Source organism: Bacillus sp. 491mf, assembly GCF_900112415.1.
In the GTDB taxonomy this organism is placed as follows: Bacteria; Bacillota; Bacilli; order Bacillales; family Bacillaceae_G; genus Bacillus_A.
The window spans coordinates 1-13,495 of the sequence record NZ_FOLV01000035.1 but is presented as its reverse complement, the minus strand read 5'-3'; the positions used below and the strand labels follow the sequence as shown (position 1 = coordinate 13,495).

The 13,495-nt window shown below is 35.7% G+C and carries 16 protein-coding genes and 2 pseudogenes; 7 read left to right on the top strand and 11 right to left on the bottom strand.

Annotated elements, in window-relative coordinates:
- Window positions 1–7 precede the first annotated feature (7 nt).
- Window positions 8–688, top strand: coding sequence for a DUF1266 domain-containing protein (locus BM211_RS20855; RefSeq protein WP_035437830.1), 681 nt, complete (start codon window positions 8–10; stop codon window positions 686–688).
- Window positions 689–936: 248 nt separating this feature from the next.
- Here the strand turns inward: BM211_RS20855 and BM211_RS26570 are convergent, their stop codons facing one another.
- Window positions 937–1,107: a hypothetical protein gene (locus BM211_RS26570; protein ID WP_177206971.1), complete on the bottom strand. Its 171-nt coding sequence runs from the start codon at window positions 1,105–1,107 to the stop codon at window positions 937–939.
- A 703-nt stretch (window positions 1,108–1,810) separates the two neighbouring features.
- Here BM211_RS26570 and BM211_RS20850 point away from each other — a divergent pair.
- Complete coding sequence (locus BM211_RS20850) at window positions 1,811–1,996, top strand: YhzD family protein (protein WP_035437832.1); 186 nt, start codon at window positions 1,811–1,813, stop codon at window positions 1,994–1,996.
- A 26-nt stretch (window positions 1,997–2,022) separates the two neighbouring features.
- Here the strand turns inward: BM211_RS20850 and BM211_RS20845 are convergent, their stop codons facing one another.
- A complete protein-coding gene (locus BM211_RS20845; protein ID WP_035437834.1) occupies window positions 2,023–2,382 on the bottom strand; it encodes a hypothetical protein in 360 nt (119 codons plus the stop codon).
- Between the two features lie 138 nt (window positions 2,383–2,520).
- On the opposite strand from BM211_RS20845, the gene BM211_RS20840 reads away from it, so the two are divergent.
- Complete coding sequence (locus BM211_RS20840; RefSeq protein WP_081904988.1) at window positions 2,521–2,661, top strand: YflJ family protein; 141 nt, start codon at window positions 2,521–2,523, stop codon at window positions 2,659–2,661.
- A gap of 70 nt (window positions 2,662–2,731) precedes the next feature.
- Window positions 2,732–3,220, top strand: coding sequence for a GNAT family N-acetyltransferase (locus BM211_RS20835; RefSeq protein ID WP_090999306.1), 489 nt, complete (start codon window positions 2,732–2,734; stop codon window positions 3,218–3,220).
- A 29-nt stretch (window positions 3,221–3,249) separates the two neighbouring features.
- Here BM211_RS20835 and BM211_RS26820 read toward each other — a convergent pair.
- Window positions 3,250–3,569 (bottom strand): annotated as a pseudogene (locus BM211_RS26820) (phosphoribosyl-ATP pyrophosphohydrolase).
- Window positions 3,570–3,697: 128 nt separating this feature from the next.
- On the opposite strand from BM211_RS26820, the gene BM211_RS20825 reads away from it, so the two are divergent.
- On the top strand, window positions 3,698–3,844 hold the full coding sequence (locus BM211_RS20825; protein WP_081904989.1) for a DUF2639 domain-containing protein: 147 nt from the start codon (window positions 3,698–3,700) through the stop codon (window positions 3,842–3,844).
- Between the two features lie 408 nt (window positions 3,845–4,252).
- Here the strand turns inward: BM211_RS20825 and BM211_RS20815 are convergent.
- The 4 genes and pseudogenes from BM211_RS20815 to BM211_RS20800 form a co-directional block, all read right to left on the bottom strand.
- A pseudogene (locus tag BM211_RS20815) lies at window positions 4,253–4,807 on the bottom strand (DUF6688 family protein); the annotation flags it as partial.
- Between the two features lie 42 nt (window positions 4,808–4,849).
- On the bottom strand, window positions 4,850–5,734 hold the full coding sequence (locus BM211_RS20810) for a hypothetical protein (RefSeq protein ID WP_141771679.1): 885 nt from the start codon (window positions 5,732–5,734) through the stop codon (window positions 4,850–4,852).
- Window positions 5,735–6,040: 306 nt separating this feature from the next.
- Window positions 6,041–6,364 carry a sensor histidine kinase gene (locus tag BM211_RS20805; RefSeq protein WP_256217169.1) on the bottom strand — a complete coding sequence of 108 codons (324 nt, stop codon included), beginning with the start codon at window positions 6,362–6,364 and terminating at the stop codon, window positions 6,041–6,043.
- Window positions 6,365–6,396: 32 nt separating this feature from the next.
- Window positions 6,397–7,368, bottom strand: a complete 972-nt coding sequence (locus BM211_RS20800) for an NAD(P)H-dependent flavin oxidoreductase (RefSeq protein WP_177206970.1) — start codon at window positions 7,366–7,368, stop codon at window positions 6,397–6,399.
- A gap of 282 nt (window positions 7,369–7,650) precedes the next feature.
- Here BM211_RS20800 and BM211_RS20795 point away from each other — a divergent pair, with 282 nt between their 5' ends.
- A complete protein-coding gene (locus BM211_RS20795) occupies window positions 7,651–9,321 on the top strand; it encodes a multicopper oxidase family protein (protein WP_035437846.1) in 1,671 nt (556 codons plus the stop codon).
- A gap of 175 nt (window positions 9,322–9,496) precedes the next feature.
- On the opposite strand, the gene BM211_RS20790 is transcribed toward BM211_RS20795, so the two are convergent.
- A complete protein-coding gene (locus BM211_RS20790; protein ID WP_256217168.1) occupies window positions 9,497–9,868 on the bottom strand; it encodes an alpha/beta hydrolase fold domain-containing protein in 372 nt (123 codons plus the stop codon).
- A gap of 101 nt (window positions 9,869–9,969) precedes the next feature.
- On the opposite strand from BM211_RS20790, the gene BM211_RS20785 reads away from it, so the two are divergent.
- Window positions 9,970–10,968, top strand: coding sequence for a S66 family peptidase (locus tag BM211_RS20785; RefSeq protein ID WP_090999281.1), 999 nt, complete (start codon window positions 9,970–9,972; stop codon window positions 10,966–10,968).
- A 121-nt stretch (window positions 10,969–11,089) separates the two neighbouring features.
- On the opposite strand, the gene BM211_RS26150 is transcribed toward BM211_RS20785, so the two are convergent.
- From BM211_RS26150 to BM211_RS20775, 3 genes are all read right to left on the bottom strand, one after another.
- Window positions 11,090–11,230: a hypothetical protein gene (locus BM211_RS26150; RefSeq protein ID WP_141771678.1), complete on the bottom strand. Its 141-nt coding sequence runs from the start codon at window positions 11,228–11,230 to the stop codon at window positions 11,090–11,092.
- Window positions 11,231–11,437: 207 nt separating this feature from the next.
- Entirely contained in the window at window positions 11,438–12,568 is a 1,131-nt protein-coding gene (locus tag BM211_RS20780; RefSeq protein WP_090999279.1) for an MFS transporter, read from the bottom strand.
- A gap of 95 nt (window positions 12,569–12,663) precedes the next feature.
- Window positions 12,664–13,290, bottom strand: coding sequence for an FMN-dependent NADH-azoreductase (locus BM211_RS20775; protein ID WP_090999277.1), 627 nt, complete (start codon window positions 13,288–13,290; stop codon window positions 12,664–12,666).
- Between the last annotated feature and the right edge of the window lie 205 nt (window positions 13,291–13,495).

The window sequence follows — 13,495 nt, the reverse complement described above, 5'->3', positions numbered from 1 at the left end:
AGACAGAATGCCTATTTTATCTAAAAGAAAACAAGAGAAACAGCTCGAACTATATTTCCGCTGTTTGTCTTCCGTTTGTTTGAATTGTGTTTATCTTACAAACTACTTTACCCGATATGAATTCACCCTTATTAGAGACCGCCTTATTGGGAAACGTTTTTTGAAGAACGTGTTATGGACATGGAAGATTGAAAATTCGACGGAGTTAAAAGAGAAAATCAATTGGTTTTTAGAAGAAGGAACACGGCAGGAATTTAATCGTATACGCCAGCAATTGACTCCTCTTTCCGAGGCAGCGCGAAAGCAATTATCGAAAGACCACCCTGACTATGAAAAACTTTATATTGCTAATTACGGATTACATATTTTGACGGATTCCGGAATTGCAGCGTTTGATTATGCATGGTGCATTTGTTTATGTCGGGTCGGTAGAAGACTCGGTTATTTATCAAAACAGGAAGCAAAGAACTTTATGATACAGGCTGCACGACTTTCACAACATTCTTATTCAGATTGGCACGAGTATTTTAACGCCTTTCGTATCGGCAGCCACTTTAACGCAAATGATATAGAATTTATAAATAAAGATAAGTATAATATTAATTACGTATTGCACTTGTTTAATTATAAAAAAACTCTATTAAGTATTGTTCCATGGGAAAATAATCTACTTAAAGATTTGAGTTAAATCATATTACATTTCTTGAAATAAGAAGAAATTGCTTTAGAGAACAAATAGAAACTGTTTTGATATGGAAGTTCGGCATTACGCTAAAGATATATAAATGCGGGATAAAAAAGAATCCTGAGAAATTTCTCAGGATTTTTTATCACTTCGAAGTAATTGTTTACTAGACTACGGTACGGCATTTACAAAACTATTCTTTCAAAAAAACTTCCACTAATGGAGGTTTCACTTTTGCATTTATATAACTTCTAACTATTCTTCTCTGATTTTCTTACTTCTTTCTTCAACCAAATAAACGTCACGCTTAATATAGCACCCACAGCTGTAAATAGAATGCCAGGTATCAATAACCATAAATTCCCGTTACTCCACCAAATTAAATCTATTCCTAAAATTAAACATATGATCCCTATTATCATCTAATCTCATTACCCCTTTTTCATGAAAATTTTTCCCTGTTTGTAAAGACATCCCTTTAAGATTATACCTTTTTACTTCTAAACTGTTAAACATAAATTTAACGTAACTACTCAACTACCATATAAAAATCCAAGATAAAGAGAGGTTTCGCTTCGGAGCAAAACCTCATTTATCTTGTTGAAAATAGTTCTATATCTCCCGTTTCTAAAAAACAGTTACTACTATAACTTCAGAAATAATGCACCCCACATCTAAACAAAAATAAGCCAGATGCTTTTTATCATCTGGCTTATCCCTACCCTTACTTTCTATTTCAACCTATGGTACTTTATCAAATTCCTTCCTCACATCGCTAAATGTCGCATAACTTTTCGCTATTGAAAACCAATCTAAAGTTGTTAGCTGACGGTTTTTATCGTTTCTAACAAATCTTCATTTATTATTCTTTTTAGTGAATTCAACTTTCATAATTCCATGTTTCTCTAATTATGCAAAAATATCACAACAAAGGAAATGTCTTTGTTATGTCATATTTTGTCGGAAAAAACCCAAAAAGAACCTAACCCTTTTTCTCCCCCCAAAAAAATAGATACAAAAGTCATCTTAATCTTTACAAATATTGTCACATATTTCTTTTGCATAATTGCGTATTTTGTGACACAATAGTTATAACATTCTGATTATTTTTTGGAGGGAATTTTCATGGGCGTATACACACTAACAGTTTTCGAAAAAGACGGTTCAAAAGTACTAGACGAGTCATTTGAGGCTACGACAGAAGCAGAAGCAAAATCAAAAGGCGAAGCCCTTTTACAAGACAAACAATTGTATGGTCACACGCACCGCTGCACATCTTCAAGCGGAAAGCTTGTCTTATTCCAGCGTTAAAAAAGAAGCGTTACACCGCTTCTTTTTCATAGTATATCTTCTTCACACCACAGAAACACAACTTCTACAATTCGATTACCAAATCGAACACGCTTATTCCACATACCTGTTTGAATAAGGTGCTTTAACTCATCCTTCATTTTATCCGTCCACTGCTGAATGCTCTCTTTTGGATTGTACGGATAAATACTTGGAAACTCTTCATGCAAGAGACGCAAGCTTTCCGCATCTAGATGAAAATGAAAAAAATAATTCGCAGTTAGAGAAGGCTCCTGCAATTGTAAAAATTGGTGGTCAATTTGCTTCTTATTACGATAAAACGTAATAATATTGACCTTCCCACTCGTAATCTGATCAATTTGAATTTCGTGTTTTTCAATAATCACGCTGTTCAGTCCACCTCAACATATACTACTTCTAGTATATATGTCTTTGACAAAGAAGTTAACCACTTTCCTATGGAAATTCATCATTCCACAAAAAAGACAATCAGAATTACTCCAAACAAGAGAGGAAGCGATTATATGCATTTCGGTAGCAAAGGTTGGTACGTACACGAATTAAAAAAATTAGGTATCCGTACTTATGAAGGAAGAAAACTAGAGTCATTTCGTACGCATATTTTAGCTAGTCTACTTGAGAAGGCAAGGAGACAGTCGGCTTAATAAAAGGAAGCTCCTTCTTGTACGGGAGGAGCTTTTCCCTTTGAAAAGTAAGTTAAAAAAGGAGCGAAGAATGAATCTAAAATTAGGAGCGGTAACAGAAGAAAACTTTTGGGATGTTATTAGTTTGAAATCGGATAAAGACCAAGAAGAACGCATTCAAATATTCGAAAGATGGGTCGGTTCTAACGCTTTTTTCCTTGGGGTCTGTCAAACTTATAATTTTGTCCCAAAAGCTATTTATGACGATCACACTTTAATCGGATTTGCCTCCTATGGCTACCGAAAAGAACATGAAAGATACGAATTAATTAGCATGATGTTAGGGCATCAATATCAAGGAAAAGGGTATGGCATTCCTGTATTACAAATAGTAATTGACGAAATGAGCGCACAATACAAATGTAAAGAAATTTATTTATCGGTAATCCACGATAACGAACGCGCAAAACGAATCTATGAAAAAAGCGGTTTTGAGGCAACTGGCGAGATTGAAAAAGGTCATCACGATGAACTCGTGTATTGCTTAAAATTAACAAATAACTTGGCATCACTTATATAAGTAATGCCTTTTTTCTTTTCCTAACGTAATCACTCTGCCTCATTATCACTTACTTCAATTAAGAAAACTCTCTTCCCAAATCCACCGCGCTTTTCAGCTTTTTCTACGCGGACTTTTTCCACGTCTTCAAGCGTTACGCCTTCATGCTGTGCTAGTGCGTTAACAAGCTCAAGTAAATCCGCTAGTTCCTCTATTTTATGTTCCTGTATTTCTGCTTCTACGTACTCCGCTAACTCTTCTTGTGTTTTTTTACATATTTCTTCTATATATTCTCTAAAATTCTAGTTGTACATGCCTTTTCAATCATTTTTGGGATACGATCGCGTACTAATTTGTTGTAGATTGGCATTAGAAGTCCTCCTATATTTTTCTATTATTATAGCATGCAGAAAAATCCACATTTTTCGCAAGTAAAACAAGCTTTCCTTTTCCTACTCGAGCATATACTGTAAAAAATTTAAAAGGAGAAGGTTCGTCATGTATTACGGAACTAAAGGCTGGTACGTGTATGAGTTGAAGAAGCTTGGCGTAAATTATTATGAGGGGCGGAAGTTGGAGAGTTACCGAGCGCACGTGCTCAGGAATTTACTATTAGGGAAGCAGCAAGAACTGAAAGAGAAATAAACTATCTGTTCCAATCTTTATAAGTAAATAGCCCATGAAGACTTTCTTCACGGGCTATTCGTCTACCCTCATATTTAAAAATTGCACAAACTGATCATTTAAATAACTTGTACTATAAGAAAAATCATTTTGATACCACTACATTTATAAACCGAGATCAATCATCTCTTCATCCAAAATCGTTATCCTTTCTAGGATGACGTTCTTTTGTATTTGAACTAACCAAGATGTCGAATATTGTCAAGGTATCTTTATATCGTGTCGAAGCGCCGATATATTTCAAAAAGCGCCGATAAAGTGAAACTTCCGTCAGTGGGGGTCTGACTGCCCGTTAATACGGGATAAATGACCCGTTTTACTTTTTTGAAGAATCACCTTTTGTCACCATATCAACCGCCCTTGATTATTTCACTTCCTCAACTCACTATACTGCATATGAATTCTGTTTTCTGGTTTTTTGTCTACCGTATACAACACAACAAGGAATAACCATTCCAAAGGGTTCATTATAAGATAGACGATTTCTGCGGACCATTTTGAATTGATGTGCCTGCTGATTGGGTAGCCATACTTGTCATAGAAGTTACGAATGGCTCTATGCAAGTTTGGAACATATTGTTCAAGAATGTTCTCAAATGCATTGGCAATTAATAGCTGGCGGTTCACAGGAATTCTTGCCCCACCTCTGATACCTGCCCTGACTGGCTTGACCAATTTTTTATGTCCTTTAGCAGAGACCGTACACAAATAATGCCCGTCACCTGGCACTATTTCTGGTTTTGGCGCAGGGATATTCGAATAGTTGAAAGAACTTGTTTCAAGGAATACACGAATAAGGCTATCCGGTCGTTGTCCAAACAGGACTAAAATTAGCTGGATGATAATCAGAACTGGAAACAAGCTTATAGCCCATAGTTTTGGCATCTTTTGATAGTCATTACATATCCTGAAGAGAAATAGCATACATTCTACAAATATTTAAATGGACTTTGCATAGCATGAAACTTAATTATTAATTAATTCTTTTAACTCTCTCATATTATTCACACGATTATTGGCTAAGATTATTTCATAAAAATCATTTAATCTTTCTTTCTTAAATCTAGATTTTAATAATAGCAAAATCATTGCCTTCTTCTTCTTTTTAGAATCCCATATTAAATTCGTTTTTAATATAATTTGCTCGGTGACCGAAACAATCTGACTAAAGTATAAAATAGGTATATGTAAACAGAATATAATAATTTCAAAAAATAATTTTTTCCAAAAAATGATCTTTTCTACATCTTTAATAGAACCGATAAATGAAATCATAGCATAATATAGGATAATAAATCCTAGAAGTGCCAATAAAACATTTATTACTTTCTTAAGCTGCTTATATTCTGCTTTATTTTCAATATCTATAAAAGATGATATAAGTATTAATATAAAAGAAATCGGGACTATTATTATTGACTCTAACCAAAAGTTAAAGGTGTACTCGCTTATAATAAACATATAGAATATACTAAATTTGAATAAGTCCTTAAACATTTTAAATATACTAACATTCCGATGTATAACAACTTTATACATCGCAGGAAAAAAGGCTGAGGATATCCAAATAACATAATCCTTTATCATTTCTAATTCCATTATTTTTAAATAAAATAACAAATAAACTATGAGAAATAAGTAAGCAATCAACAAACTAAGCCCAATCTGCTTTCCATTTTTAAATAGAGCAAAAATAATGATAATGCTTAACCATAATATAATGCCATACTCCCTCGTACTAAACAAATTATCATTCCCCTTATCTGCAAAAATTATAGAACCTAAATAACCCTTCAACAAGTTATTTACCGCATTTAAAAATTCTAAATAAAAGAGTAACCATTCATGCAATTGCTCTTTAATATTAAAAATATAGTACTAATTATTATTTATACGGAAAAATATCGTTAATATCATATAATATGATTCTCCGCGCTACTTAATTTTTACTACCTAATATGCCACTTTAATTAATTACTTTCTTCTTGTACATAATTATATTAGAAATCTTTAATACATTATACAAAAAACAAGCTTAACTAAATACGTTAGGCTTGTTTTCATGACTCTTAAAACCACTCTTCTACGACGTCTAACTCAAACTTCCGCTTTGCTATCACTTGTGATACGGTTCATTATAATTAATACTAAAATAATTCACTCATTTCCAGGTAAATAAATTGTAAATTTTACGCCTTTTTTATTATTCTCTATATCATATTGAATATGGTGGGCTTCCAATATAACTTTTACTATTACCAAGCCTAAACCATTTCCACCTGTTTTTTTATTTCTTAATTTATCAACCCTGTAAAACTCTTTAAAAATATTCTTTACATCCTCATCTGGTATATGAGCACCTTCATTTTCTATGCTAAAAACATATTGATCTTGCTCTTCTACTAAATCGATATTTATATTCATTGAATTCGGTGAATATTTTATAGCATTTGTTATAAGATTTTCTAGTACCTTCTTCAGATGAATATAAGAGGATCGACATTAATTCTTACTTACATACAGGCTTTATATTCTGTCATGATATTGTTGATGATTGTTTTAACTGGTAGAATTTCCTTGATTTCATGCACTCTTGCGCCAGCAAAAACAAGACCATTCTCACAATCACCATCCATTGATGTTATCAAAGAATCTAGCGTACAAAAACGATAAGAACAATTTTTTAGGCAATTCATGCACTTCTTTATTTTTATCTTTTTATCATCAGCTATCAGCTCAGTGAAGTTATTCTTAATTGCACGACCTTGGAGACCTACAGTTGTTTTGAGCAGCATAGTATCTTTCGTTCGAGCATGTACATATTTTTCTTTAAATGATAAGGGTGCGTCACACTCATCACTTGCAACAAATCTCGTCCCCATCTGTACTCCAGAGGCCCCCATACTTAAGGCACGAGCAAGATCTTTTCCGGTCATAATTCCTCCAGCAGCAATTACCGGGATTTTAACCGCTGCAACTACTTCAGGTAATATATCGAATAAAGGTCTTTCGGTTCCGAGGTGTCCCCCGGCTTCATGACCTTCTACAACAACTGCAGATGCACCCAGACGTTCAGATAATTTAGCAAGCTTTGCTGAAGAAACAATTGAAATAACTGGTATGCCGGCCTTTTTGCCCCAAGTATACATATCTCTTGAAATCCCAGCACCTGATATGATGAAATCAACTTTTTCTTCAATGGCCGCTTTCATTTTTTCAGCAAAATCATTCATCGCGAAAAGAACGTTTACTCCAATATAGCCGGCATTCTGGACCTTTTCCTTCGCCTTCCTTATATGTAGTCTCATTTCGTCGATGGAAATTCCAGTTCCTGATATAATTCCAATTCCTCCAGCATTTGCAACAGCAGATGCAAGTTTGCTTAATGAAATACCTACGCCCATACCTCCCTGCATAATTGGAACCTTTGGCATCATATGACCGATTTTTAACTGTGGAAAGTTCAAGTAAATACCCCATTTCATTACTGTTTTTAGAATGGATCGTTAAAGCTCCCTTAGTGTAACATAGCGTTTCGAATGGACACCAGGAAATTAATACCTACTCCTAGTAGTTTGTGGTGTTTTTTGTTGTTTTTCACAAAATGTTCGAATAATATTCTATAGGGCCTGACACGCATGCCCATCACTATCAAGCTAACAAAACAAAATATCCTCTAAAATGAAAAATTTCGTCTATACCATCATAAATGAAATTCATATGATATATGACATACAACATTTAATTGTTTAAAAGGAGGCACTGAATTGTCTTTAAAAAAATTTGTCGATGCCTTACCCATTCCTCCTGTCTTAAAACCAGAAAGTAGCTATAATGGAATCCCATTCTATGAAGTAACAATGAAGCAAGTCAAACAAAAATTACATCGTGATTTGTCGCCAACTACCGTCTGGGGGTACAACGGTATGTACCCGGGCCCTACATTCGAAGTAGAAAGAAATCACCCTATTCTTGTGAAATGGAAAAATAAATTGCCCTTTGAACACCTGCTGCCTGTCGACCAAACGGTTCATGGTGCGCAATCGTCCATGCCTTCTGTTAGGACCGTTGTCCATTTACATGGCGCTCGGGTTCGTCCAGAAGATGACGGATATCCTGAAGCATGGTTCACAAGAGATTTTAGAAATGTTGGGCCGAAATTTGTGACTGAAGTCTACTATTATCCAAACTGTCAACGTCCGGCAACACTTTGGTATCATGATCACGCCCTTGGAATCACCCGTTTGAACGTTTATGCCGGTCTTGCAGGCTTCTATCTTCTCAGAGATGAAGAAGAGAAACAATTGAATCTTCCGAGTGGAAAATTTGAAATTCCACTCGTCATCCAAGATCGTTCGTTCTATGCCAATGGTGAACTATTCTATCCATCCCAACCAGGAAATATGGCACCACCAGCACCGCAGCCACCTCCGCCAATCGACCCTACATTACCAAATCCGTCAGTCACACCTGAATTTTTCGGCAACACAATTTTAGTAAACGGAAAAGTATGGCCTTATCTTGAGGTGGAGCCACGTAAATACCGGTTCCGCATCCTAAACGGCTCCAATTCTCGTTTTTATCGTGTGCGGCTGAGCTCTGGGCAAAAGTTTATCCAAATTGGTACGGATGGAGGATTTTTGGAACAACCAGTCCAAGTATCCGAAATCATCCTTGCACCTGCGGAACGCGCCGATGTCATTGTTGATTTTTCAAACCATAACGGTCAGAGTATTATTTTAACAAATGACGCACCAACCCCATTCCCTGACGGCGAAAGTCCCTCTGAAGATTTGAGGCAGATTATGCAATTTCGCGTGAAACAAACATGCTGCAGAACTGACAAAAGCAAAATTCCAAAAAAGTTGAGTTGTTTGGAACACCTGAACCCGCAGTATGCTGTAATAACACGAAAAAACACTTTACTTGAAGCTACCGATAATTTTGGGCGCCCTATGCCATTATTAAATAACATGGAGTGGAGTGAACCAATTACAGAAACACCGTATAATGGAACGATAGAGATTTGGGAGCTGTACAATACGACACCAGACACTCACCCAATTCACTTGCACCTTGTCCATTTTCAAATTTTGAATCGCGCCGTATTTACTGGCGATCCAAATGGTTCTAATCTCAAAGTCGGACCGCCTATACCACCCGATCCAAACGAGAGAGGATGGAAAGATACGGTTCGTGCTAATCCCGGAGAAGTAACCCGAATTATTGCACGTTTTGGGCCATTTACAGGAATCTATCCGTGGCACTGCCACATTCTTGAACATGAAGATTACGATATGATGAGACCGTACGAGGTTCTACCTAATCCTAGCTTTAACCCATGTGAACGTGATCCAGAACAATGTAGCGATAACGCCTTTTCTCAATGTTTTGACTGTCATAAACAATGGAAACATAAAAAAGAAGAGAGATCATGATCCCATAATTTCTCTTCTTCTTTTCGGTATGATCTAGTGCTATTCATATGTCGAATATCGTCGAATGGTCTTTGAATCGTTTCGAAGCGCCGATATATTGCAAAGAACGGTCGATAACAAAACAGACTGGCTTCAAAAGGAATTTATGTGCCTTTTGAAGCCAGCTTCTTTCTAATTAAACAAACACTCTTTTCATTTCTTTCGCAATTTCACTCATCAAATCTTCTGCTTGCGGATATAAACCGATTTTGTCCATAAATACATGGTTTGTACCGTTGTATTGAATCAGCTTTGTAGGAACGCCGCTTCGTGCAAGTTTTGCTGCGTATGCTTCGCACTCTACTTTTAAATAATCAAATTCGGTAGTTGCAATTAATGTTGGCGGCATGTTGCTTAACTGATCTGATAGCAGCGGTGAAACGTGAGAATCAGTGATTTCTACTTTACTTTGCAAATAAAGTTTGAAAAATAAATCACCACTTTCAGCCAATCCTTTAATCATTGGCGTGATGATCTCGGAATAGTTACGAATCTCATATTGCAGCACTTTTTCATTTATTATACATTGGATAAAAAGGAATTTTCAAAAAATAATCAAAAAGAAGGAACCGTTGTACAGAAAACACTTTTTAGGGGAGAGAGAAAACTATGAAACTTAGCAGATTACAAAAAGGAGATTTAATTGGGATTTACTCCCCTTCATCACCCGCAACTTATACTGCACCGAAAAGATTTGAGCGGGCAAAAAAATTCCTAGAGAACAAGGGGTTCAAAATAATAGAAGGAAATTTAACTGGAAAACATGACAACTATCGCTCTGGAAGCATTAAAGAACGGGCAGAAGAACTGAACGAGTTAATACGAAACCCTAACATCAAATGTATCATGTCAACCATTGGTGGGATGAATTCTAATTCAATATTGCCTTATATTGATTATGAAGCTTTTATAAAAAAACCGAAAATCATGATCGGTTATTCCGATGTTACTGCAATCTTACTTGGGATATACGCCAAAACTGGAATCCATACATTTTATGGCCCTGCATTAATCCCTTCATTTGGTGAGTTTGAACCATTTGTTCACTTTACATACGAATATTTTAGTGACATGTTAGAAGAGAAACAAACATTACCATATGCGATTAAAAAGCCGCCGTATTGGACGGATGAGTTTATCAATTGGGAAGAAAAAACGAAGGAAAAACAACGTATAAAGAATGATTGGATTTGTGTAAATAGCGGAAAAGCAACAGGAAGGTTAATTGGAGGAAATTTAGATACTTTAACTGGCATTTGGGGCAGCGAGTATATGCCAGAAATAAAAGGCGGAGATATCCTTTTTATCGAGGATACGACAAAAGATGCTGCTACTATTGAAAGAAGTTTTTCATTACTAAAACTCAATGGCGTATTTCATAAAATTTCTGGTTTGATTCTTGGAAAACATGAGCAATTTCATGATAGTGGTACAAACAAAAAACCATATGAGATTTTATTAGAAGTTTTGGACGGCATTAACATACCCTTTATTGCGGACTTTGATTGTTGCCATACACACCCGATGTTAACCGTTCCACTTGGTATGAAAATAGAGATGGATGCAACAAATAAAACCGTAATGATCCTTGAAGAGTGGATACGTTAATTACGCTAAACGTGGATTAATGAGGCTTTTTCATAATAAATTCATATTCAATTATCTCAGATATATATAATCAATAAAAAAGAAACAATCACTTTTGTTATAAGCGATTGTTTCTTTTTTATTAATACTCAAAAGGCAAGATAGACATTAAATCCACTTCTTCAGTTTCTTCTTCGGGATTCTTTGCGACTTCGTTACGTACTAGAGACATACACGTTACCATCGCTAATGCCACTAAACTCCCCTTAAAAAGTTTTTGCATACACTCTTCCCCCCCCCACAGGTTCTCTATTAATATAGCATGAAGAAATATTTGGATAAAATGCAATATTGCATATGTTATTTCCATTTTCAGATAACCACTATCATGTTACAATAAATGTTCCATCAAACCGTCTTAGTGGTTAGTTAACATTAACCTCTAAGAAAAAAGCCCATTTTCTAATGGGCTTTTTCATAAATTAAAACATTATAGTAATGTCTTTTTTACAAACAAAATAAAAATTAGCAGACTAATAAACCCAGATACAGCACAAACAATAAATAGCATTTGATATCCCATGATTTGTGAAACAAATCCTAGAATAATAGATCCTAAACCAATTCCTAAATCAAAAGCAGTAAAAAATGTAGCGTTCGCTACTCCTCTTTTCTCTGGTGAAGCTAATCGTAACGTTACTATTTGAAGAGCAGGTTGCGCTGCTCCAAATCCAATTCCGTACAAAATAGCTGTAATAACGAGTCCAACAAGCCCTTTTGTCATTGTTAGGACGAATAGTGCGACTATCAGTGTACAAAGTGCAGGAACAATAATAACTCCTTCTCCATGTTTATCGGATATCTTCCCGGCAAGTGGTCTAATTACTGTAAGTGTAACAGCATACACTAAGAAAAAAGTACCAGCATTAACTTGAATTTTTGCCGCAAACAGTGGTAAAAATGTTGTAATGCCACCAAAAGTAAGGGATAGAAAAAATGTAACAACAGCGATTGGCAAAACAGTTTTTTCAAAAAATGATATTGGTTTTTTTTCTGTACTTTGAACTACTGGAATTTTCGTACCAAATGCAAGTATGAATGCAATAAGTGCTAATGCTGTACATAGAAGAAATAGATAATGAAATGAAAATGATTTTGCTACCCAAAGACCTAATATTGGTCCTAAAGCCATGCCTAAAGTCATTGCAAGTCCATACCATCCCATTCCTTCTCCGCGACGAGATGGTGGAATAACATCAGTCACAGCCGTTCCGATCGAAGTTGTAGCAATTGCCCAGCTCATTCCATGGAGGATACGTAATACCACTAAAAATATAACTCCTGTTACCCAATCGTAAAAATACATTGTCATTGCAAAAAATAGTAGTCCACTTATTATAAATACGCGCCTGCCATATCGATCCATTAATCCTCCAACAATCGGACGTAAAATCACTGCTGATATGGTAAACACTCCAATAATAAATCCAACTTGAGATTCACTTCCACCTAATTGTTTAATAAACATCGGTAGTGTTGGCATGAGTAAATAAAAGCCACTAAATAGTAATAACGCTGTAATTGTCAGCATTATATAGTTTTTTGTCCATAAACGTTCCATTATAATGTAATCCTTCTTTCTATCGTTTCATATTTTACAGATAAGCGAATGAAAAAGCAGTACCACCCGCTGGTACTGCCATAGTGTTTTGTTAATTAGAACGTACTTGCTACTTTAACAGCCTTTTCAAGCCCTGCAGCAATAATTTCTTCTGCTTTATCAGGAAATTGGTTGTGACCTTCAATCACTACTTTTTCTATATCTCTTGCACCGAAGAAACCCATCATATTAGCTACATATTTAACAGCCATTTCCATTTCAGCTGCTGGTCCTTTCGAATATACACCACCACTTGCGTTTAATAATGCAATTTTCTTATCTCCAATCAGACCTACTGGACCTTCTGGCGTATATTTAAATGTTTTACCCGCGCGGTTTAAATAATCAATATATGTGTGTAGTATAGCTGGGATTGTTAAATTCCATAACGGGAAACCAAATACAACTTTATCAGCTGCAAGGAATTGATCTAAATATTTATCAGCAACAGCTACTGCTTTTGCTTCCTTTTCTGTTAAATCAAGTCCTCTACCCGCCTTAAATGTACCGTTAATCATATCTACGCCTACATACGGCAATTCCCCATTGTATAAATCAAGCTCTACCACTGTATCATTTGGATGTGATTCTTTATAGCTCGCTAAAAAAGCCTCGTATAATTTCACACTCACCGCTTGGTTCGCTGGACGATTGTTTGCTTTTACAAATAAAACTGTTGTCATTCTGTTTTCCTCCTGTTATTCACTCTTACGTTGTTCTATATTGACTCGGTGAATAACCCCTCCTTATCCACCTTACGGTCTGATTAAAGAAGGGGCTTCCTGTTTCATAGACCGTTGCATAGTAGGGGGTCCCACTGCGTCTTACACAGTCTCCACAGGCGTAGATTATACTGTTCGGACATAACCTTGCCCTACAGTTTGTAGA

Bases quoted from the DNA above. Each gene is read 5' to 3' on its own strand.
- BM211_RS20855 (WP_035437830.1), top strand. From the start codon at position 8: ATGCCTATTTTATCTAAAAGAAAACAAGAGAAACAGCTCGAACTATAT.
- BM211_RS26570 (WP_177206971.1), bottom strand. From the start codon at position 1,107: ATGATAATAGGGATCATATGTTTAATTTTAGGAATAGATTTAATTTGG.
- BM211_RS20850 (WP_035437832.1), top strand. From the start codon at position 1,811: ATGGGCGTATACACACTAACAGTTTTCGAAAAAGACGGTTCAAAAGTA.
- BM211_RS20840 (WP_081904988.1), top strand. From the start codon at position 2,521: ATGCATTTCGGTAGCAAAGGTTGGTACGTACACGAATTAAAAAAATTA.
- BM211_RS20835 (WP_090999306.1), top strand. From the start codon at position 2,732: ATGAATCTAAAATTAGGAGCGGTAACAGAAGAAAACTTTTGGGATGTT.
- BM211_RS20825 (WP_081904989.1), top strand. From the start codon at position 3,698: ATGTATTACGGAACTAAAGGCTGGTACGTGTATGAGTTGAAGAAGCTT.
- BM211_RS20800 (WP_177206970.1), bottom strand. From the start codon at position 7,368: ATGAAATGGGGTATTTACTTGAACTTTCCACAGTTAAAAATCGGTCAT.
- BM211_RS20785 (WP_090999281.1), top strand. From the start codon at position 9,970: ATGAAACTTAGCAGATTACAAAAAGGAGATTTAATTGGGATTTACTCC.
- BM211_RS26150 (WP_141771678.1), bottom strand. From the start codon at position 11,230: ATGCAAAAACTTTTTAAGGGGAGTTTAGTGGCATTAGCGATGGTAACG.
- BM211_RS20780 (WP_090999279.1), bottom strand. From the start codon at position 12,568: ATGGAACGTTTATGGACAAAAAACTATATAATGCTGACAATTACAGCG.
- BM211_RS20775 (WP_090999277.1), bottom strand. From the start codon at position 13,290: ATGACAACAGTTTTATTTGTAAAAGCAAACAATCGTCCAGCGAACCAA.